Origin of the sequence: Streptomyces flaveolus (assembly GCF_000716535.1) — a bacterium.
GTDB classification, from domain to species: Bacteria; Actinomycetota; Actinomycetes; order Streptomycetales; family Streptomycetaceae; genus Streptomyces; species Streptomyces flaveolus_A.
Genome location: NZ_JNWV01000040.1, coordinates 36,738 through 57,111 on the forward strand (window position 1 = coordinate 36,738; position 20,374 = coordinate 57,111).

General features: G+C 73.1%; 17 protein-coding genes. 5 read left to right on the forward strand and 12 right to left on the reverse strand.

Translation table 11 applies throughout. The annotated features are described in order from the left end of the window. Positions 1-95: 95 nt before the first annotated feature. Positions 96-1,064 (reverse strand): phosphotransferase family protein, encoded by a 969-nt coding sequence (locus OO52_RS37040; protein WP_030652631.1) that lies wholly within the window; start codon positions 1,062-1,064, stop codon positions 96-98. A 153-nt stretch (positions 1,065-1,217) separates the two neighbouring features. On the opposite strand from OO52_RS37040, the gene OO52_RS37045 reads away from it, so the two are divergent. Then, entirely contained in the window at positions 1,218-1,856 is a 639-nt protein-coding gene (locus OO52_RS37045; RefSeq protein WP_030652634.1) for a TetR/AcrR family transcriptional regulator, read from the forward strand. Positions 1,857-2,078: 222 nt separating this feature from the next. On the opposite strand, the gene OO52_RS37050 is transcribed toward OO52_RS37045, so the two are convergent. Together OO52_RS37050 and OO52_RS37055 are read right to left on the reverse strand one after the other, a co-directional pair. Next, the gene (locus tag OO52_RS37050; protein ID WP_063738837.1) at positions 2,079-2,867 is read right to left on the reverse strand and encodes a class I SAM-dependent methyltransferase; all 789 of its coding nucleotides are present in this window, start codon (positions 2,865-2,867) and stop codon (positions 2,079-2,081) included. Between the two features lie 310 nt (positions 2,868-3,177). Next, positions 3,178-5,244: a SpoIIE family protein phosphatase gene (locus OO52_RS37055; protein WP_030652639.1), complete on the reverse strand. Its 2,067-nt coding sequence runs from the start codon at positions 5,242-5,244 to the stop codon at positions 3,178-3,180. A gap of 205 nt (positions 5,245-5,449) precedes the next feature. Here OO52_RS37055 and OO52_RS37060 point away from each other — a divergent pair, with 205 nt between their 5' ends. Then, a complete protein-coding gene (locus tag OO52_RS37060; protein WP_030652641.1) occupies positions 5,450-7,909 on the forward strand; it encodes a SpoIIE family protein phosphatase in 2,460 nt (819 codons plus the stop codon). Between the two features lie 60 nt (positions 7,910-7,969). Here the strand turns inward: OO52_RS37060 and OO52_RS37065 are convergent, their stop codons facing one another. The 5 genes from OO52_RS37065 to OO52_RS37085 all read right to left on the reverse strand — a co-directional run bounded on the left by OO52_RS37065 (position 7,970) and on the right by OO52_RS37085 (position 12,257). After that, a complete protein-coding gene (locus tag OO52_RS37065) occupies positions 7,970-8,392 on the reverse strand; it encodes a hypothetical protein (RefSeq protein WP_051818799.1) in 423 nt (140 codons plus the stop codon). A gap of 64 nt (positions 8,393-8,456) precedes the next feature. Continuing rightward, a complete protein-coding gene (locus tag OO52_RS37070) occupies positions 8,457-9,353 on the reverse strand; it encodes an RNA polymerase sigma-70 factor (protein WP_030652644.1) in 897 nt (298 codons plus the stop codon). 88 nt (positions 9,354-9,441) lie between these two features. After that, complete coding sequence (locus OO52_RS37075) at positions 9,442-10,236, reverse strand: SDR family NAD(P)-dependent oxidoreductase (protein WP_030652645.1); 795 nt, start codon at positions 10,234-10,236, stop codon at positions 9,442-9,444. 38 nt (positions 10,237-10,274) lie between these two features. Continuing rightward, a complete protein-coding gene (locus tag OO52_RS37080; RefSeq protein ID WP_030652646.1) occupies positions 10,275-11,099 on the reverse strand; it encodes an aldo/keto reductase in 825 nt (274 codons plus the stop codon). Positions 11,100-11,297: 198 nt separating this feature from the next. Beyond that, entirely contained in the window at positions 11,298-12,257 is a 960-nt protein-coding gene (locus tag OO52_RS37085; protein ID WP_030652648.1) for an alpha/beta hydrolase family protein, read from the reverse strand. Positions 12,258-12,405: 148 nt separating this feature from the next. Here OO52_RS37085 and OO52_RS37090 point away from each other — a divergent pair, with 148 nt between their 5' ends. Next, positions 12,406-13,002, forward strand: coding sequence for a TetR/AcrR family transcriptional regulator (locus OO52_RS37090; protein WP_030652651.1), 597 nt, complete (start codon positions 12,406-12,408; stop codon positions 13,000-13,002). A gap of 92 nt (positions 13,003-13,094) precedes the next feature. Continuing rightward, positions 13,095-14,093, forward strand: a complete 999-nt coding sequence (locus OO52_RS37095; protein WP_030652653.1) for an aldo/keto reductase family protein — start codon at positions 13,095-13,097, stop codon at positions 14,091-14,093. Positions 14,094-14,120: 27 nt separating this feature from the next. On the opposite strand, the gene OO52_RS37100 is transcribed toward OO52_RS37095, so the two are convergent. From OO52_RS37100 to OO52_RS37115, 4 genes are read right to left on the reverse strand one after another with little or no spacing between them, the layout of a single operon-like run. Continuing rightward, complete coding sequence (locus OO52_RS37100) at positions 14,121-15,269, reverse strand: XdhC family protein (protein ID WP_030652656.1); 1,149 nt, start codon at positions 15,267-15,269, stop codon at positions 14,121-14,123. Beyond that, the gene (locus tag OO52_RS37105) at positions 15,262-17,400 is read right to left on the reverse strand and encodes a xanthine dehydrogenase family protein molybdopterin-binding subunit (RefSeq protein WP_030652659.1); all 2,139 of its coding nucleotides are present in this window, start codon (positions 17,398-17,400) and stop codon (positions 15,262-15,264) included. The genes OO52_RS37100 and OO52_RS37105 overlap by 8 nt, the downstream gene beginning before the upstream one ends. Then, positions 17,397-18,389, reverse strand: coding sequence for an FAD binding domain-containing protein (locus OO52_RS37110; protein ID WP_030652664.1), 993 nt, complete (start codon positions 18,387-18,389; stop codon positions 17,397-17,399). Before OO52_RS37110 ends, OO52_RS37105 begins: the two co-directional genes overlap by 4 nt. Next, positions 18,386-18,967 (reverse strand): (2Fe-2S)-binding protein, encoded by a 582-nt coding sequence (locus OO52_RS37115; RefSeq protein ID WP_030652667.1) that lies wholly within the window; start codon positions 18,965-18,967, stop codon positions 18,386-18,388. The genes OO52_RS37110 and OO52_RS37115 overlap by 4 nt, the downstream gene beginning before the upstream one ends. Positions 18,968-19,267: 300 nt before the next feature. On the opposite strand from OO52_RS37115, the gene OO52_RS37120 reads away from it, so the two are divergent. Further along, a complete protein-coding gene (locus OO52_RS37120; protein ID WP_030652671.1) occupies positions 19,268-19,846 on the forward strand; it encodes a TetR/AcrR family transcriptional regulator in 579 nt (192 codons plus the stop codon). Positions 19,847-20,374: the final 528 nt, after the last annotated feature.

Genomic DNA, 20,374 nt, shown 5'->3' on the forward strand with positions numbered 1-20,374 from the left:
CTCGTCATCGCCGGCGCCGTCACCGGGCTCTCGCCGCTGACCAGGGTGACGGGGGCACCGGCCACCGTCGCGCCGGCTGCCGTGGAGCGGAGGGGTCAGCAGAGGTCGAGCGCCGCTCGCAGGTTGTGCTCGGCGATGCCCGCCATCGTCGCCCGGTCGGGAAAGTCCCCGTCGAGCAGCCGCAGCGGCCCCGCCGTCAGCGAGAGCCGCTGCGCCAGCAGGTAGAGCGCGAGCCGGTCCCCGTCCAGGCCGGCCACCGCCAGCGGCCCGTACGCGTCGCCCAGGCGGATCCGCAGGAAGACGTGCTCCCATTCGACGTCGAAGTACATCGTGCCCTCGATGTCGATCACCACGGGGTGGCCGTCCGCGTCGACCAGCACGTGGTCGGGTCCCAGCTCGCCGTGCACGACCGCGTACCGCTCGCGGGGCCGCACCGCGCCCGCCAGGTCCCGCAGCCGCTCCTCCAGCCGGACGCGGGCCGCGTCGATCCGCGGATCACGCGAGGCGGCCTCCGCGAGGTCCCGCAGCGCGCGGGCGAGGACGACCCCCTCGCACGACGTCCCGCGAGACGTCCCCCCGCCGTCGACCACGGCCACTTTGCCGTAACCGGGCGCCCGGTGACGCCGCATCGCCTCCAGCGCCTCCCCGAGCCGGTCCAGGACCGGGGCGGCGGCGCGGGGGTCGCGCGCCATGAGGTGCTGGAGGTTCTCCTCCCGGACGTCCTCCACGACCGCGAGATCGGACGGGCCGTGCACGCCGGCCCGCTCGGTCAGACGGATCGCCGGGACACGGACGCCGAGCGCGTCCAGCCGCGCGTGCGCGGCCTCGAACAGGTCCAGCCCGAGACCGGGCGAGAACGGGTCGGTGAGGTCGTCGTCGCCCGGGGCCGCCGGCCAGTAGTTCTCGCCGTCGTCCCACACATACGCGACCGCCGTCGACGCGTCGTCCATCACCAGCCGGTACACGCCCTTCTTGCTGCCGCCCGCGAGCCGCTCGACCGCCTCCAGCCGTCGCCCACCGCCCAGCGCGGCCCGCGCCGCACCTGCCAACCGCTCGTGCGTCACTGCCCTGGGTCCCACGTCCCCGCCCGTCCCTCCGTCACGTCAACTCGCGCACTGTACGGGAGCGTTGGGAGCGTGGCGACTCGGAGAGGAGGACGCGTGCCCTCTCGCATAAAATGGACCGGCAAGTCCAGAGAGTGGGGTGGAGGAGGGCACGTGAGCACGAGTGGAGGGACCGCGCAGCGGCTGACCCCCAAGGGCATGGCCACCCGGCGCCGCATCGTGGAGGGCGCGGCCGAGGAGATCCGCGAGCGGGGCGTCGCCGGGACGACGCTCGACGACATCCGGGCCCGCACCGCGACCAGCAAGAGCCAGATCTTCCACTACTTCCCCGACGGGAGGGAGGAACTGCTGCTGGCGGTGGCCGCCCGCGAGGCCGAACGCGTCCTGGAGGACCAGGAACCGCACCTCAGCGACCTGACCACGTGGTCGGCCTGGCAGGACTGGCGTGACGCGGTCGTACGGCGGTACGAACAGCAGGGCGTCAACTGCCCGCTCGGCACGCTGATCCTCGAACTGGGCCACACCACTCCGGCCGCACAGGCACTCACGGCCCAGTTGGTCAGGCAGTGGCAGGCGGCGCTGCGCACCGGCATCCAGCGCATGCAGGACAGCGGCGAGGTCGACCGCGGGCTGGACGCCGACCGGCTGGCCGCCGCACTCGTGGCCGCGGTGCAGGGCGGCGTGACCATCCTCATGGCGACCGGCGCCATCGGACACCTGGAGGCGGCGCTCGACACGACGTTGACCCTGCTGCGCACCCCCGCGCTTCCGCCGGTCCACCCCGGGACCTGACACGTGCGCGTCCCGTACGGCACCACCTCCGGTCAGGGCTCCGGCCCGGCGGCCGGCTGACGGCGCCGGTGGACCACCCCGTCGTGGCCCACACCTCCCGGGATCCCCGGCCCGACCAATCGGCCGACGGCCATGAAGACACCGGAGACGACCCGGGAGGTGACGTGTCCTTGGTCCACAGCAGGTACAGGTACGGCGGCAGGTACAGCGTCGCCCCGAACATCACGAAGCCGGTGAGCAGACCGGCGTCGGGGGCGTACTGGATCGTGTCTCGGCTCGACATGTCCCAATCGTTCCGGGGGCGGGCCGGGATTCAGGGCGGTGGGCCTGGACGAGCGTGCAGGCCAGAGGTGTGTCGTCGTCAGGGGCCGCGAGGATGTCGATCCGGTCCACGAGGAGGCCGTGGTCGACGAGGAGGTCTTCCCAGAGGGTGGGGGTGAGTACCCACATCTGCACGGTCAGGGAGCCGCCTCCTGCGAGGAGGAGCCTCTCGGGCCGTGCGGTGACGGAGGTGGACGGGCCGTCGCCGGCGGAAGTGGTGTGCAGGGCGGAGAAGACGAGCCGGCCACCTGGTGTCAGCGCGCTCGCCAGGGCGGGCAGGAGGCGGTGCGGGTCGATGTACGGGACGCCGTGGACGGAGTAGACGACGTCGTACGGCTCCGCCCCCTTCAGGTACTCCGCCGCGTCAGCGTGGATCAGTCGGAGGCCCGCCTGACCGCCGTAGCGGGCGACCGCGCGCTCGTGCTGGGCGCGGGCGCTCTCGACGGCATCGACGCGGGCGCCGTTGCGTGCGAGGTGCGCGGGGTACTTGCCGATCCCCGAGCCGAGGTCCAGGACGCGGCGGCCGGTGAGTTCGCCGAGGACTTCTTCGCCCGGGCCGGCGGTGGGCCAGTACCCCCAGGCCAGCCGGTCGACCTCGGGGATCTCGGTGCCGCGGGTCTGATGATGGGTGCCGTAGGCGTCCCAGGCGAGGAGTGTTCGGCGTTCGATGTCCAGCACGGTGGCTCCCATGGCGAGTTCGTCGGCGGTCAGGGTTCAGGGGTGCGGCTCGTCGGCGCGGGGGCGTCGCGCGTCTGCTGATTCTCTGTGCGGGCCGGTGTCAGCGTGGTCTCCCTGAAGGTCGTGCGGTCGGCTCGTCAGGGTCAACGACCGGGCCCGGATTTCGAACACATGTGTTTCGGTCGGGCTCCGGTCCCCGGGATTGCGCGCGTGCCGGAGTGTGCGGGATGCACCGACCCTTGTCGCCCAAGGACCGGGCCCGTACCGGCTCGTGGCCGAAACGCCGAGCGTGCCGCCGGCCCAGTCACGGAAGATGCGGCAACTACAGGGCCCGGGCCACGAGTAGGGCCACGTCGTCGTGGTCGTCGGGGTGTCGCAGGCCGTAGAGCAGGAGGTCGCAGGTTTCCTCCAGGGGGCGTTCGGGTGCGTCGAGGAAGCCGAGCAGGGTGTTCAACCGGTCGTCGATCGAGTGCTGCCGGGTCTCGACGAGGCCGTCGGTGTAGAGCACGAGCAGGTCCCCGGGCCCCAGTTCGGCCGTGGCGGTCTCGAACCGGATGCCGCCGACACCGAGCGGGGCACCGGAGGGCAGGTCGAGCAGCGCCGGGGGCTCGCCGGCGCGGGCCAGCGCGGGCGGCATGTGTCCCGCGTTGGCCATGCGGCACTGTCTGGTGTGCGGGTCGAACACGGCGTAGAGACACGTCACGATGTAGTGCTCCAGATCGCAGGTGATCTTGTCCAGGTGCTGGAGCACCTCGCCGGGGTCCAGGTCCAGGTCCGCGTAGGCGCAGGTGGCGGTGCGCAGCCGGCCCATCGTGGCGGCGGCGTCGATGCCGTTGCCCATGACGTCCCCGACGACCAGCGCGGTCTTGTCGCCGGTGAGGGGGATGACGTCGTACCAGTCGCCGCCCACCTCGCTGGTGGCCTGCGCCGGCTGGTAGCGGGAGGCCAGCTCCAGGCCGGTGTGGTGCGGCGGATGGTCGGGGAGCAGGCTGCGCTGGAGGGTCAGGGCGGTGTTGCGCACGCTCTGGAACCAGCGGGCGTTGTCGATGGCGATGGCGGCGCGGCTCGCCAGTTCGCCGGCCAGGACGACGTCGTCCTCGTCGAACGGGGCCGGATTGCGGGTGCGCTTCAGGTCGAGGGCGCCCAGCACCTCGCCGTGGGCGATCAGCGGCACGGCCAGGTACGAGTGGACACCGGAGCGCGCCAGCAGCGCGGCGGCCTCGGCGTCCCGGGCGATCCGCCGCAGATCGCGTTCGCGGACGTGCCGCACCAGGACGGGCCTGCCGGTGTGCACGCACAGCGTGACCAGGCGGTCCCCGTCGTAGGAGGCGAGGTCACCGGGGGCGTCGGCCGCGCGCAGCGCCACGGTGGGGTGGGCCGCCTTCAGGGCGAGGGCGCGGAACAGCTCCGGGCCGCCAGCCGGTTCGCGCACGCGGCGGCAGGCCAGAGCGGCGTCGAGTACGTCCACGGCGACCACGTCGGCGAGTTCGCTGCTGGCGATCTCGGCCAGCTCGGCGGCGGTCTGCTCCACCTCCAGGCTCGTGCCCACGCGGGTGGAGGCGTGGGCGATCAGGGCCAGCCGGCGCCGGGCCCGGTCCGCCTCGGCCGCCGCGCGGTGCCGTTCGGTGACGTCGACGACCGACGTGGCCGCGCCGAGCACCCGCCCGCCGGGGTCCTCCAGGCGGTAGAAGGACAAGGACCAGGCGTGCTCGTGCTCGGGGTCGGAGCGCGGCCGGCCCACGTGGTACTGGTCGAGCAGCGGGGTGCCGGTGGTCAGCACCTGACGCAGCGCGGACTCGACGGTGTCGACGTCGGGGAAGGGCAGGGTCTCCCGCAGCCGGCGGCCGAGGTGGTCCTCGGCGGGGATGCCGTCGATCCGCTCCAGCGCCGGGTTGACCAGCAGGTACCGCAGGTCGGGGTCCAGGAGGGCGAGACCGATCGGGGACTGGTTGATCAGCCGCTCGCACAGCGCGAGATCGGTCTCCACGCGCTGGAGCAGGCTGTGGTCGGCGGCGAGGCCGAGGGCGTAGACGTCCCCGAGGTCGTCGAGCAGCCGCATGTTGCGGAACTCCATCACGCGCATGCTGCCGTCCTTGTGCCGGACGGGGAACGCGCCGGCCCAGCTCCGGCCCGTCTCCATGACCTCCGCGAACAGCTTGACGACCGCTTGCAGGTGCTCGGGGTGGACGATCAGGCGGGCCGCCGGTCTGCCGAGTGCCTCGTCCGCGGAGTAGCCGAACAGGTCCTCGGCCTGCGGGGTCCAGAACACGATGCGCCCGTCGGTGTCGAGGACCAGCGCGGCCACGCTGAGCACGTCCAGCAGGCTGGTCCGCCGGGGCGGATCGGCGTCGTACGGATCGTCGTCGGGCGGGAAGGATTGGGCTGTCATCCCTGAGCCTCCTGTACCGGCCGGCGGCGCCCGGCCCAGGCCCCGGTCCCCGGCAGTCCCGGTTCCTTCCATGCTCCCTCCGGTCCCGTGCGGCGGCGACACAGCCCTGTGGAGCCCCGGCCACCGTTCGGGGCCCGCCCCGCTCCCGGAGCCGTGCGCATCGGCCGGACAAGCAGGACCATAGTCATGTAAAAGGACGGAACCCATGGATCCTGTGCGAAACGGCTCCGATCCGCCCACGCCCGGCGGCGCGCGCGACCTCTTCGACGCGTCCACCGACGCGGCCGTCGTGCTCTCCGGCCGCGGCATCGTGCTCGGCTGGACCCGGGGCGCAGAGGACCTGCTCGGCTACTCGGCGGCGGAGGCCGTCGGCCGGTCCGCCGCGCGCCTGGCGGCCCTGCCGGCGGACCCGGTGCGCATCGTCGGCATCGCCGAACGGTGCCGGGCCGGCATGGGATGGAGCGGCCTCATCCCCGTACGGCGCCGCGACGGCCGCCGGATCGAGGTCGACCTCCGGGTGTCCGCCGTCTTCCGCATCCGCGGCGACGAGTGCTTCCTGCTCTCGGCGCGCGAGCGGCGCCAGCGGTGGAGCGTGGGCGAGTCGGTCCTCGACGGGTTCTTGACCCGCTCGCCGGTCGGCATGGCGGTCGTGGACCGGCAACTGCGTTACGTGTGGCTGAACGACACCCTGGAACGCCTGGGCGGCGTGCCCCGGGAACAGCGGCTGGGGCGCCGGCTGAGCGAGCTGCTGCCCGGGCTGCAGACGGACACCCTCGAAGGGCTGATGCGGAAGGTCCTGGAGACCGGGGTCCCGGTCACCGACTACGAGTACGTGGGATGGAGCTGGTCCGACCCCCACCGCCAGCACGCCTACTCCACCTCCTTCTTCCCCCTGGTGGACGCGGACGAGTCGGTCACCGGCGTCTGTTACATGGTCCTGGACGTCACCGAGCGGTGGAACGCCCGCCAGTTGCTGTCGCTGGTCAACGAGGCCGGCACCAGCATCGGCAGGACGCTGGACGTGCTGCGCACGGCCCAGGAGCTGGCCGACTTCGCGGTGCCCCGCCTCGCGGACTTCGTCGTCGTCGACCTCCTGGAGCCCGTCCTCAGCACGGCGGGACACGGGGCGTGGCTGCCCGACGCGGGACCGGCGTCGGCGCGGCCGGTGATGCGCCGCGCCGCGATGAGCTCGGTGCGGGAGGGCTGCCCGGAGGCGGTGGCACGGATCGGGGACCGGGTGGACTTCCTCCCTCCGCCGCGCGACCCGGGCATGCTCATCAGGGGCGAGCCCACGCTCGTCCCGGTGCTCGACCCGGCCGACGAACTGTGGATCGCGGAACAGCCGGACCGGGTCGGCAGCATCCGGCGGTTCGGACTGCACTCCCTCATCTCCGTGCCGATGCGGGCCCGGAACACGGTCCTCGGCCTCACCACCTTCGTACGCTCGGTCAACCCCGTCTCGTTCCAGCCCGACGACGTCCTGGTGGCCCAGGAACTGGTGGCGCGGGCCGCGCTGTGCGTCGACAACGCCCGCCGCTACACCCGGGAGCACACGGCGGCCGTCACGCTCCAGCGCAGTCTGCTGCCCCACGCCCTGAGCGGCGGCACCGCGCTGGACGCGGCCTCGCTCTATCTGCCCGCCGACCCGGCGGGCGGGGTCGGCGGCGACTGGTTCGACGTGATCCCGCTGTCCGGTGCCCGCGTGGGCCTCGTGGTCGGAGACGTGGTCGGCCACGGCATCACCGCGGCGGCGGCCATGGGCCGGCTGCGCACCGCCGTACAGACCCTCGCCGACATGGAGATGCCGCCCGACGACCTGCTGGCCCATCTCGACGATCTCGTGCTCCGGCTCAGCGAGGAGAAGACCACCGACGAGGCCGACGACAGCGCGAGCGCGTTCCTCGGGGCGACCTGCCTGTACGCCGTCTACGACCCCGTCACGCGGCGGTGCGCGATGGCCCGGGCCGGCCATCCGCCGCCCGTCCTCGTCACACCGGACGGACACGTCGACTTCCCCACCCCGCCCGCCGGTCCGCCGCTCGGGCTGGGCGGGATCGGATTCGAGACCGGCGAGATCGAACTGCCCCCGGACAGCCTCTTCGGCCTCTACACCGACGGCCTCATCGAGGCGGCCGACCGCGACATGGAGCTCGGCATGACCCGGCTCGGCGAGGCCCTGGCCCGGCCCGGCACCGACCTGGAGACCCTGTGCCGGACCACCGTCCAGCGCCTCGTCCCGGGCCCCCAGTCCGACGACATCGCCCTGCTCCTGGCCCGCACGCACGCGGTACGGCCCGACCACGTCGCCTCGTGGGACGTCGCGCCCGACCCGGCCGCCGTGGCCGACGTCCGGGCCCGCGCCGCCCGCCAGGCGGAGGCGTGGGGCTTCGGGGACCTGGCCATGACGACGGAACTGATCGTCAGCGAACTGGTCACCAACGCGATCCGCTACGCCACCTCACCCATCCGTCTGCGTCTGCTCCGTGACGCCCGCCTGACCTGCGAGGTCGCCGACGGCAGCAGCACGGCCCCACGGCTGCGGCACGCCCGCAGCACGGACGAGGGCGGCCGGGGGCTGTTCCTGGTGGCCCAGCTGGCCCACCGCTGGGGAGCCCGGTACACACCCGAGGGGAAGGTCATCTGGGCGGAACAGGAAATTCCGTGAGTGCGGCCGCGGCGCACGGCCCGGCCGCGCCGGTCGTGCACCGTCGGCAGCCGCCGGAGGTTACGACACGCGGCCGGAGCGCACCGGCAGGCGGGCGGTGAGCGCCTGGCCCAGCGCGAGCGTGCTGAGGCCGAACATGAGGACGCCCAGGGGGACATGGAGCGACGGGACGTGCGCGATGCCCAGGACGACCTGCGCCGAGGCGAGGACGAGGAAGCCGGAGGCGTGCAGGACGGGCCGGGGCGATCCGCCGCCCGGCCGCCACGCCAGGACCGCGGCGAGCACGTACAGCATCGACGCCCCGTACATCACGCGGGCACCGGCGCTGTGCAGCGTCTCGCCGTAGGAGGAGGACAGCAGCAGCCCGGCGGTGGCCGCCTGGAAGAACAGGGCCAGGGTCTGCAGGGCGATCGAGGCCTTCAGGAGGGCGGGGCCGCGGAGCGCTTGGCTGCCGCGGTGTTCCGCCGTCGTCCGTGCGGTCATGGTGGGTCCCCCTCGTGTGCGTGCTGTGCGGACAGGCGGTGTCCCGGTGGTGGGCCCGGCGCGCTCAGCGCAGGGTGAGCGTCGTCTCGGACGCGATGCGGGTGAGCTTCTCCGGGTTGCGGACGTAGTAGAGGCCGGTGATGCGGGCGTCCTCGACGCGGACGGCCATGACGCCGTCGAGCTCGCCGTCGAGGCGTACGACGAGTGCGGGGCCGCCGTTGACCACGGTGGGTTCGCAGGTGACCGTGCCCCTGTTCCCGTGGGAGCCGCCGAAGTAGAAGCGGAACACGTTCTCGGCGCCGACGATCGGCCGTAGCGCGGCCCGCTTGAGGCCGCCGCCGTCGCTCACGAGGACGATCTGCGGGGCGAGCACGTCGAGGAGGTCCTGCGGGTTCCCGGTTTCCAGCGCGCGCCGGAACGACTCCAGGGCCGCCCGGGTGGCGCCCGGCGACACCACCGTACGAGGGCGGCCCGACTCGACGTGCCGGCGGGCGCGGTGGGCGATCTGCTGGACGGCGCCGGTGCTCTTGCCGAGGGCCTCGGCGATCTCGGAGTAGCCGACGTCGAACACCTCGCGCAGGACGAACACCGCCCGCTCGGTGGGCGAGAGCCGGTCGAGGACGAGCATCATCGCCATCGACACGCTCTCGGCCAGCTCGACGTCCTCGGCCACGTCCGGCGCGGTGAGCACCGGCTCGGGCAGCCACTGGCCGACGTACGCCTCCCTGCGGCGCTTCAGCGCGCGCAGCCGGTTGAGCGCCTGCCGGGTCGTGATCCGGACCAGGTAGGCGCGCCGGTCGCTCACCCGCGCCAGGTCGACCTCGACCCAGCGCAGCCAGGTCTCCTGGAGGACGTCCTCTGCGTCGGCGGCCGAGCCGAGCATCTCGTAGGCGACCGTGAACAACAGGTTCCGGTACTCGACGAACGTCTCGGTCGCCGGATCGTCGGCATGATCACCCATGTCTCGCCTCTCTTCTCGCCGGCCTCGTACTCAAGACACCGGAGAAGCGCAGGCGTTGACAGTTTGTGAGGCAGATCACATGTCGACGTCAGGGCAGGATGGAGTCCACGTAGCCGCCGTCGACCCGGAGGGCGCCTCCCGTGGTGGCGGAGGCGTGGGGCGAGCTGAGGTAGACGACCATGTTGGCGATCTCCTCGGGCTCGATGAGCCGCTGGATCAGGGACTGGGGCCGGTACTTGACCATGAACTCGCGCTGCGCCTCGTCCCAGCTCGGCTCGTCCCCGACGAGTTCCCGGACGAACTCCTCGACACCGCCGGTGTGCGTCGGCCCGGCGATCACGGAGTTGACGGTGACACCGCTGCCGGCGGCTTCCTTGGCGAAACCGCGGCTGACCGCCAGCAGGGACGTCTTCGTCATGCCGTAGTGGATCATCTCCGCCGGGATCACCACGGCGGAGTCGCTCGCGATGTTCACGACGCGGCCCCAGCCCCGTTCCCGCATGCCGGGCAGGCAGGCGCGGATCAACCGGACCGCGGAGAGGACGTTGACCTCGAAGTAGCGGACCCACTCGGCGTCCTCGATCTCCAGCGGCGGGGCGGCGCCGAAGATCCCGAGGTTGTTGACGAGGATGTCGACCTCGGGCACGGCGTCGAGCACGGCACGGGCGCCCTCCGCGGTCGCCAGGTCGCCGGCCGCGCCCATGACGTCCGCCCCGTCGGCCTCGGCGCGGACCTCCTGCACGGCTTTGTCGACGGTCTCACTGCGACGGCCGTTGACGACCACCCGCGCGCCGGCGCGGGCGAGGCCGACGGCGATGGCCTGGCCGATGCCCTGGGTGGAGCCGGTGACCAACGCGGTCCGGCCGGTCAGATCGATGTGCACGGGAAACCTCCTCGGTTGGGGGCGGGGCGGTACGGCGCTCAGTTGAACGTGTCGGGGTCAGGACCGGTCCGCAGGCCCCGGTCCGAAGCGGCCAGGCTCCGCAGGTCCTCGTCGGTCAGCTCGAAGCCGAAGACGTCCAGGTTCTGCCGGATGCGCTCGGGCGTCACCGACTTGGGGATCACGATGTTGCCGATCTGGAGGTGCCAGCGCAGTACGACCTGCGCGGGGCTCACCCCGTACTTCCCGGCGAGGTCCGCCACCGCCGGGTCGTCGAGGACCGCGCCCTGCGCGAGCGGGCTCCACGCCTCCGTGGCGATGCCGTGCCGCTCGTGGAAGGCGCGCAGTTCCTCCTGCTGGAGGCCGGGATGCAGCTCGACCTGGTTGACCACGGGCGCGACGCCGGTGTTCTCCAGCAGCCGCTCCAGGTGGGACACCTGGAAGTTGGAGACGCCGATGGCGCGGGTGCGGCCCTCCCCGAGGATCTTCTCGAAGGCCCGCCAGGTGTCGAGGTACAGGTCGCGGGCCGGAGCGGGCCAGTGGACGAGGTAGAGGTCGACGTAGTCGAGGCCGAGCTTGTCGAGGGAGGCGTCGAAGGCCGCGAGGGTCGCGTCGTAGCCCTGGTCCTCGTTCCACAGCTTGGTGGTGACGAACAGTTCCTCGCGCGCGATGCCGGACTCCGCGATGGCCCGGCCGACGCCACGCTCATTGCCGTAGATCGCGGCCGTGTCGATGCTGCGGTACCCGGCCTGGAGCGCGGTGGTGACCGCCGCGGTGGTCTCGTCGTCGGGGACCTGGAAGACACCGAAGCCGAGCTGCGGCATCTCGATGCCGTTGTTCAGCGTCACGTTCGGGATCGGGTTCATGGCAGTGCCGTCCTTCCGGAAGTGCGCCGCTCGCCGCGTGCGAGGGCGTCCCGTCTGGGTACCCCCTCGTCGCGTAGTGCGCGGGCGACCGTTGTACTTTCCAGGCGTGGCGATCCATGCGCACACGCCTTTCGGTCGTCGACAATAGTTGCAGGCGCGGTATACGCGCAAACGCAAGCAATCGGAGGGGGGCTGCGGCTACTTGGGTTCCACCCGTCCGAACGCGTCCGGGCCGGTGGTCAGGGCGTCCTGGGCGTCGCGCCACGCGCTGTCGCCGGGGCTGAGCGCGCTGCGCAGGTAGGCGGCGGTGAGCCGGGCGAGCGCGGCGACCCGTCCGGGGTGCTCGTCCGTCGTCTCGGCGGCGTCGTACCCGGCGATCCCGCCGAGGCCGTGCTCCGCGTCGAAGAGGGTGAGCAGGGTCTTGGGGGCCGGTGCGAGGTGGTACGGGTCGGCGTGCCAGGCGGGCCCCATGTCCGTGAAGTGCCGCGAGTCGTCCTTGTCCCCGGCGACGACCAGCGCGGGCGTGGTCATGGTGGAGAAGTCGAGGGTGCGGAAGACCGGCACCCGCTCGGCCATGAAGCCGTTCAGGACGTCACCGCCCCGGCCGGGGGCGGCCAGCAGGACGCCCTGCTTGATCCGGGGCTCGAAGAGGCGCACCTCGCGACCGTCGTCGGGGTCGGTGAGCCGGGCGCCCAGCAGCAGGCTCGCGGTGAAGCCGCCGAGCGAGTGCCCGGCCACGGCGACGCTGTCGCGGTCCAGGCGCCCGGCGAGCCGCGGTACGGCGTTCTCGATCACGTCGAGCCGGTCGAGGACGTGGGTCATGTCCTCGGCGCGGGAACGCCAGAAGAAGGGCGCTCCGGGCGCGTCGGCGAGCACGTGCCCGAGCGTCCTGGAGCTGAGGTGGGTGGGCTGGACGACGACGAAGCCGGAGGCGGCCCAGCGGTGGGCGAGCGGGGCGTAACCGTCCAGGGAGGACAGGTGGTTGGAGTTGCCGTGCCCGTGGGAGAGCAGGACGACGGGCAGGTCGGTCCCGGTCGCCGGTGCGGTGACGCGCACCTGGAGGTCCACGGGGCGCCCGGGAACGGGCAGTACCACCGGGCTGTACGAGAGGACGGGGCGCGGCGGGGTGACGGTGGCGGGGGAGTGCGGTGTGCTCATGGTGCGGCCTTCCCTGGATTCGAACATGGCCGAGATGAAACGGAACGTCGTTCCGGTTAGCTGGCGGCTACGATACGGAACGTCGTTCCGCTTCACAAGCGCATGCGGAACATCGCTCCGCTTAGCGGCGAGAGGGAAGGAGAGAGCGGTGTCCACTTCACGCGGGACGGGACGGGCGCCCGCCCCGGGCAAGCGGGCCGACGCGGTGCGCAACCAGCAGAAGCTGCTGGCCGCGGCCGCCGAGGTGTTCGTGACCTCCGGCGTCGACGCGCCGATCCGCGAGATCGCGGCCAGGGCGGGCGTCGGGACGGGGACGATCTACCGGCACTTCCCGACCCGGGCCGACCTCGTCGTCGCCGTCTTCCGCCACCAGGTCGAGGAGTGCGCCGAAGCGGGCCCGCGCCTGCTGGCCGAGGCCGGCTCGCCGCTCGCGGCGCTGCGTCAGTGGATCGACCTCTTCGTCGACTTCCTGGTCACCAAGCACGGCCTCGCCGACACACCGCAACCGGACAGCAGCGGGTTCGCCGCACTCCACACCTACTTCCTCGACCGGCTGCTGCCCGTCGCCGAGCAACTGCTCGACGCGGCGGCCGAGGCGGGCGAGATCCGGCCCGGCACACAGCCGTACGAACTGATGCGCGGCATCGGCAACCTCTGCGTCGCCCCCGACAACGACCCCCGCTACGACCCCCGCCGCCTGGTCGCCCTGCTCCTCGAGGGACTCCGGCGACCGCGGCCGTCCTGACGCCGTCCGACCCGGAGCCGGGGTCGCGGCGAGGCGCGGCCCACGTGATCCTGGACCAGGCCGTCCGCACCACACCCGCCCAAGGAGCAACCATGCGGTACCGCAAGCTCGGCAGTTCGGACCTGGAGGTCTCGGAGATCTCCCTCGGGTCCTGGCTCACCTACTCCGGTGGCATCGAGGCGGACGCGACCCGCGCCTGCACCGAGGCGGCGTTCGACGCCGGCATCAACTTCTTCGACACCGCCAACGTCTACGGCCGGGGAGCCGCCGAGACGGCCTGGGGCGAGATCCTCTCCGCCCACCCCCGCGACTCCTACGTCCTGGCCACCAAGGTCTACTTCCCGATGTCGGACGACCCGGCCGACCAGGGCCTGTCCCCGGCGCAGATCGCCAAGCAGATCGACGCCTCCCTCACCCGCCTGAAGACCGACCACGTCGACCTGTACCAGGCGCACCGCTTCGACCCGACCGTGCCGGTCGAGGACACCGTCGAGGCGTTCCAGAAGGTCGTCGAGCAGGGCAAGGCCCGCTACATCGGCTTCAGCGAGTGGACCCCCGAGCAGATCGAGTCCGCGATCGACATCGCCGGACCCGGCCTGTTCGTCTCCTCCCAGCCCCAGTACTCCATGCTCTGGCAGGCACCCGAAGCCGAGCTCTTCGGCCTGTGCGCCGCCCACGACATCTCCCAGATCGTCTGGTCCCCGCTCGCCCAGGGCGTCCTGACCGGCAAGTACAAGCCCGGACAGCCCGTACCGGAAGGCAGCCGCTTCGCCTCTGCCGACATGGCCGTTTCGAAGGACCTCGTCTACAACGACGCCACCCTGGAAGCGGTCCAGCGCCTGGTGCCGATCGCCGAGGAGGCCGGGATGAGCATGCCCACTCTGGCACTCGCCTGGGTCCTGCGCCGTAGCGAGGTCGCCTCCGCGATCACCGGCGCCTCCCGGCCCGAACAGGTCCACGCCAACGCCGCCGCCTCCGGCGTGCAGCTCTCCGACGACGTGCTGACCGCCGTCGACCAGGCCCTCGGCGACGCCCCCGTCACCGAACCCACCGTCGCCCCCGGCGCCCGGCCGGGCGTCAAGCACCGCTGACCGGCCGGGCGCCGTCCGCGAGGTCCGTCAGGCGACCGCCGCCCGGCCGCCGTGCCCGTTCTCGTTCTCCCGATGGATCGGCGACTTCCCGCCGGTCAGCGGAACTCCCGTACCGCCCCGCCGTGCGGCGACGATCTCCGCCGTGATGGACAGGGCGGTCTCCTCCGGTGTGCGGGCGCCGAGGTCGAGGCCGATCGGCGAGCGGAGCCGGGACAGCTCCCGTTCGGTGACGCCCTCCGCCCGCAGACGCCGGTTGCGGTCCTCGTGGGTGCGGCGCGAGCCCATCGCCCCGACGAACGCGACCGGCATCCGCAGGGCCACCTTCAGCAGCGGCACGTCGAACTTCGCGTCGTGGGTGAGCACGCACAGCACCGTACGGGCGTCCGTCGCGGTGCTCCGCAGGTAGCGGTGCGGCCAGTCGACGACGACCTCGTCGGCGTCCGGGAACCGGTCCCGCGTGGCGAAGACCGGGCGGGCGTCGCAGACGGTGACGTGGTAGCCGAGGAACTTGCCGGCCCGGGCCAGCGCCGCCGCGAAGTCCACCGCGCCGAAGACGATCATGCGCGGGGGCGGCACGTTCGACTCCACCAGCAGCATCAGGCCGCCGGGGCAGTGCGAACCCTCCGCTGAAAGCTCCACCGTGCCGGTGCGGCCCGCCTCCAGCAGGGCGCGGGCCTCGGCCGCCGCCACCCGGTCCAGCTTCGGGTGGCCGCCGAGACCGCCCTCGGACGTGCCGTCGGGCCGGACCAGCAGGGCCCGGCCGAGGAGTTCGGCGGGGCCCCGGGCGACCCGGGCGAGGGCCGCCGGTTCGCCCTGCGCGGCGGCAGACAGCGCCGACCGCAGGACGGTCCGGACGGGCGCCTCGCCGCGCACCGGCGTGACCAGCACGTCGATCGTCCCGCCGCAGGTCAGTCCCACGGCGAAGGCGTCCTCGTCGCTGTACCCGAACCGTTCGCGCACGCTCCGGCCGGTCCGCAGCGCCTCGACGCACAGGTCGTAGACCGCGCCCTCCACGCAGCCGCCGGAGACCGAGCCGATGGCCGTGCCCGCGCTGTCGACGGCCAGGGCCGCGCCGGGGCCGCGCGGCGCGCTGCCGCCGACCGCCACCACGGAGGCGACGGCGAACTCCCGGCCCTCCTCCGCCCAGCGGCGCAGCTCCTCGGCCAGGTCAAGCATCCGGCGCTCCCGCGGCGGCCGACAGGACCCGGTCGGGCCGGATGGGCAGGGCGCGGTGGCGTACGCCGGTCGCGTGCCAGACCGCGTTGGCGATGGCCGCGGCGGCGCCGACGATGCCGACCTCTCCGATGCCCTTGATGCCGACCGGGTCGTCCGGGTCCGTGTCGTCGATCCAGTCCGCCTCGACGCGGGGCACGTCGGCGTGGGTGGCCACGTGGTAGCCCGCGAGGTCGGCGCCGACATGGCCGCCCGAGGCGCGGTCCCGGACGGCCTCCTCGTGCAGGGCCATCGAGATGCCCCAGATCATGCCGCCCCGCAGCTGGTTGCGGGCGGTGAGCGGGTTGACGATCCGGCCCGCCGCGAAGATGCCGAGCATGCGCCGCACCCGCACCTCCCCGGTGCCGACGTCCACGGCGACCTCGGCGAACTGCGCGCCGAAGGAGTGGCGTTCGGCGGGCGGCAGGGCCGCGACGGCTTCGGCGGTGTTCGAGCGTACGGTGACGCCCTCCGGCGGGATGTCGGCGCCGAGGGCCAGCCGCTCGCGCAGTTCACCGGCCGCGGCCCGGACCGCCCAGGACCAGGAGCGGGTGCCCATGGAACCGCCGGCGATCATCGCGGGGCCGAAGGCGCTGTCCCCGATGCGCACCTGGATCCGTTCCGGCGGCACCTGGAGGGCGTCCGCGGCGACCAGGGTGAGCGCGGTACGGGCCCCGGTGCCGATGTCGGCCGCGGAGATCCGCACGGTGAAGGTGCCGTCCGGGTGCGCGGTCGCGGCGGCGGTGGACGGCGCGGCGCCCGCCGGGAACGAGGCCGCCGCCGTACCGGTGCCGAGCAGCCAGCGGCCCTCCCGGCGCACCCCGGGACGCGGGTCCCGGTCCGCCCAGCCGAATCGGCGGGCGCCCTCGCGGAAGCAGGCGGCCAGATTGCGGCCGGCGAACGGCAGACCTGACACCGGGCCCTTGTCCGGTTCGTTGCGCAGCCGCAGCTCGACCGGGTCGATCCCGCACTTCTCGGCGAGTTCGTCGAGCGCCGCCTCCAGCGCGAACGATCCGGGTGCCTCGCCCGGGGCGCGCATGAACGTCGGGGTCGGCACGTCGAGCCGTACCAGGCGGTTGGCGGTGTGGTGGGCCTCGGCGCCGTACATCACCCGCGCCACCCCGGCGCTCGGTTCGACGAACTCGTACACCGTGGAGGTGGCGCTGACGGCGCTGTGCTCCAGCGCGCGCAGGCGTCCGTCGGTGTCTGCGCCGAGCCGGACGCGCTGGGTGGTGGGGCTGCGGTAGCCGGTCAGCGAGAACATCTGACGCCGGGTCAGGACGACCCGTACGGGCCGTTGCAGGACGGTCGCGGCCATGACGGCGGCCACCTGGTGGGCGCGGAGGCCCTTGCTGCCGAAGCCGCCGCCGACGTGCTCGGAGCGTACCCGCACGGAGGACGGGTCGAGCGAGAAGAGGTTAGCGAGTTCGCCGGCGACCCAGGTGACGCCCTGGTTGGAGTCGATCACCTCGAGCTGTCCGCCGTCCCAGCGGGCGGTCGCCGCGTGCGGCTCCATCGGGTTGTGGTGCTCTTCGGGGGTGGTGTACTCGGCGTCCACGACGATGGGCGAGGAGGCGAGCGCGGCGTCGAGGTCGCCCTTCTGCGTCACCGCCGGCATGTGGCCGTCCAGCGGGTACGCGTCCGGGTGCTCGCCGGCGAACTCGACGTCGTGCGGCTGCTGTTCGTAGTGCACGACGAGGGCCTCGGCGGCCTCCCGCGCCTGCTCGGACGTCTCCGCGACGACCAGCGCCACCGGCCAGCCCCGGTGCGGGACCCGGTCGTGCTGGAAGACCGCGCAGGTCGGGTCGGGGCGCATGCCCATCAGACCGGTGTAGTCGGTCTCCAGGCGCAGGGCGTTGCGGTGGTCCAGCACGGCCAGGACGCCCGGCATGGCGAGGACGGGTTCGGTGTCCAGGGCGAGGACGCGGCCACGGGCGACCGTGGACAGCACCAGCCAGCCGTGGGCGAGGTCGGCGAAGGGCACCTCGCCCGCGTAGCGGGCCGCTCCGGTGACCTTGTCCCTGCCCTCGACACGGGTGTGGCCGGTGCCGACGGAGGGCGCGTGCGCGGAAGTTCCGGTCGTGACGGCGGTCATCGTGCGGTCTCCTCGGCGAGTTCGGTCAGGACGGCCACCACGAGGTTGCGGACGAGGTCCACCTTGTATCCGTTGTGCGGCAGCGGCCGTGCCGCCGCCAGCTCGGCGTCCGCCGCGGCGGCGTAGGTCTCCGCGGTGGCCGGTGCGCCGGTCAGGACCCGCTCGGCCGCGACGGCCCGCCACGGACGGGAGGCCACGGCGCCGAGTGCCAGGCGCACGTCCCGGACGACGCCGTCACGGACGTCGAGCGCGGCGGCGAGGGAGCCGATGGCGAAGGCGTAGGAGGCGCGCTCGCGGACCTTGCGGTAGCGGGAGCGGGCGGCGACCGGGGCGGGCGGCAGCGTGACGCCGGTGATCAGCGCGCCCGGCGGCAGGGCGGTCTCCCGGTGCGGGGTGTCGCCGACGGGCAGGTAGAAGTCGGCGAGCGGCACCTGTCCGGGCCCGTCCGCCGTCTCGAACCGGACCACGGCGTCGAAGGCGGTCAGGGCCACGCCCATGTCGGAGGGGTGTATGGCCACGCAGTGGTCGGAAGCGCCCAGGATCGCGTGGTTGTGGTGCTCGCCCTCGATGGCGGGGCAGCCGCTGCCGGGCACCCGCTTGTTGCAGGGCTGGGTGACGTCGGTGAAGTAGCCGCAGCGGGTGCGCTGGAGCAGGTTCCCGCCGACCGTGGCCATGTTGCGCAGCTGGCCCGACGCACCGGCCAGCACCGCCTGGGCGAGCGCCGGGTAGCGGCGCCGGACCTCGGGGTGGGCGGCCAGGTCGCCGTTGGTGACGGTGGCGCCGATGCGCAGACCGCCCTCCGGCGTGGTCTCGATCTCGTCCAGCGGGAGTTCGCGGATGTCGACGAGCCGCGCGGGCCGCTCGACACCGGTCTTCATCAGGTCGACGAGATTGGTGCCGCCACCGAGGTAGCGGGTGTCCGGATCGGCGCCGAGCAGGGCGACGGCCCCGGCGACGTCGTGCGCCCGCTGATAGTCGAACTCCCTCATGCCACGACCTCCTCGGCGCTCGTCACGGGCTGCACGCGTCCCTCGTCCGAGCGGGCCCCGGCCGCGCGGGCCACCGCGTCGACGATCGAGACGTACGCGGCGCAACGGCACAGGTTCCCGCTCATCCGCTCCCGGATCTCCTCCGCGGTCAGGGGTGGTGGCCCCGCTTCGGGGCGGACGTCCTCGGTGACGGCGCTCGGCCAGCCCGCCGCGTGCTCCTCGATCATCCCGATCGCCGAGCAGATCTGGCCCGGCGTGCAGTAGCCGCACTGGTAGCCGTCCAGGTCGAGGAAGGCCTGTTGCACGGGATGGAGCTGATCACCGTCGGCCACGCCCTCGATGGTGGTGATCTCCCGGCCCTCGCTCGCCACGGCCAGTTGCAGGCAGGCGACGGAGCGGCGCCCGTCCACCAGGACGGTGCAGGCCCCGCACTGCCCTTGGTCGCAGCCCTTCTTGGTGCCGGTGAGGTCGAGGCGCTCGCGCAGGGCGTCGAGCAGGGTGGTGCGGTGGTCGACGGGCAGTGTGTACTTCTCGCCGTTGATCTTCAAGGTGATGACACTGGACGTCGATGAGGCCATGGGCTGCTTCTTTCGCATTTCCAGGACAGACGGGAAACCGGCGGCCGGCGGGTGCGGGCGCGGGGGGTGCGTCGTGCGGTGTGTGCCGTGAGGGGCGAGGCGAAGGTGCAGGTTACGAAGGTGCGGGGGGTGAGGTGCTGGGCGCGGGGGTGGACCCCGATGGGGGCGACTGGCGACTGCCGTAGGGCTGCCCCAGCCGCTATGGTGAACGTAAACGGATAGCTGTCCGGTCACAGGAAACGTAACGGACACTTGTCCGCTTAGCAAGGGCGAGGTTCGGCCACGCCGTGAGGAGGACGAGTGCCGCAGCAGAAGGACTCACCCCGGCGCTCGGACGCACAGCGCAACCGCGAGCGCATCCTGGAGGTGGCACTCACCGAGCTGTCGCACTGCGCCGACGCCCCGCTGAGCGTGATCGCCAAGAAGGCCGGTGTCGGGCAGGGCACCTTCTACCGCAACTTCCCCAACCGGGAATCACTCGTCCTGGAGATCTACCGCCATGAGATGCGGCAGGTCGCGGACACCGCGGAACACCTGCTGGCCACACGGGCGCCCGACGAGGCCCTGCGCGCCTGGATGGACCGGCTCGCCGAGTTCGCCATGACCAAGGCCGGGCTGGCCGACGCGATACGAATGGTCACCGGCGCGCCGGGCGGCCCCGCCAAGCCGTCCCCCACACCGGTGGCCCACGCGGCGGAACTCCTGCTCCGCGCCAACGAGGAGGCGGGCACCATCCGGCCCGGCGTCACCGCGGACGACTTCTTCCTCGCCATAGCGGGCCTGTGGCAACTCGCCCCCCACGACGACTGGCAGCCCCGCGCCGCCCGCCTCCTCGACCTGGTCATGGACGGGTTGCGCAGCGGGGCGCCTGGGGCGTGAGGGGCGGCCGGATTCGGGGCGCGGGTGCGAGTGCCCCCGCGTCGCGCCGCTGGACTGCGGACGGGGTGCCGGGGGCTGAGGCGCCTGGATACGAGGCGATGCCAGGTTGCGGGGGCGGCGAGCCCTGCGACCCGAGCGGCAAGGCGCCGTTCCGAGGGCTCCCGGGGCGGACACGCCTCACGGGTGAGGCCCTGCGCGGGCGACGGCCCTGGTAGGGGGCGGGTGCCGGGTGCGTCATTGACGGTCGGCCGTCTGGGTGGCTCGGGTCGGCTGTTCCTGGCGGGGGCGGTCGTTGACGGTCGGCGGTCAGGGTGGTTTGGGTCGACTGTTCCTGGCGGAGCGGGTGCCGGGCGGGTCGTTGACGGTCGGCGGTCAGGGTGGTTCGGGTCGACTGTTCCTGGAGGGGCGGGTGCCGGGTGCGTCGTTGACGGTCGGCCGTCAGGGCGGCGCGTGCCGACTGTCCCTGGCAGGGCGGCCCCGCCGCGTCGCCGACGGCCCTCCGACGCGGCGGCACGTGCCGTGGCCCCC

Coding starts and splice junctions, on each gene's coding strand:
- OO52_RS37105 (WP_030652659.1), bottom strand. CDS start 17,400: ATGACCGCCGTCACGACCGGAACTTCCGCGCACGCGCCCTCCGTCGGC.
- OO52_RS37095 (WP_030652653.1), top strand. CDS start 13,095: ATGCGGTACCGCAAGCTCGGCAGTTCGGACCTGGAGGTCTCGGAGATC.
- OO52_RS37080 (WP_030652646.1), bottom strand. CDS start 11,099: ATGAACCCGATCCCGAACGTGACGCTGAACAACGGCATCGAGATGCCG.
- OO52_RS37110 (WP_030652664.1), bottom strand. CDS start 18,389: ATGAGGGAGTTCGACTATCAGCGGGCGCACGACGTCGCCGGGGCCGTC.
- OO52_RS37070 (WP_030652644.1), bottom strand. CDS start 9,353: ATGGGTGATCATGCCGACGATCCGGCGACCGAGACGTTCGTCGAGTAC.
- OO52_RS37050 (WP_063738837.1), bottom strand. CDS start 2,867: ATGGGAGCCACCGTGCTGGACATCGAACGCCGAACACTCCTCGCCTGG.
- OO52_RS37085 (WP_030652648.1), bottom strand. CDS start 12,257: ATGAGCACACCGCACTCCCCCGCCACCGTCACCCCGCCGCGCCCCGTC.
- OO52_RS37115 (WP_030652667.1), bottom strand. CDS start 18,967: ATGGCCTCATCGACGTCCAGTGTCATCACCTTGAAGATCAACGGCGAG.
- OO52_RS37065 (WP_051818799.1), bottom strand. CDS start 8,392: ATGACCGCACGGACGACGGCGGAACACCGCGGCAGCCAAGCGCTCCGC.
- OO52_RS37100 (WP_030652656.1), bottom strand. CDS start 15,269: ATGCTTGACCTGGCCGAGGAGCTGCGCCGCTGGGCGGAGGAGGGCCGG.
- OO52_RS37060 (WP_030652641.1), top strand. CDS start 5,450: ATGGATCCTGTGCGAAACGGCTCCGATCCGCCCACGCCCGGCGGCGCG.
- OO52_RS37055 (WP_030652639.1), bottom strand. CDS start 5,244: ATGACAGCCCAATCCTTCCCGCCCGACGACGATCCGTACGACGCCGAT.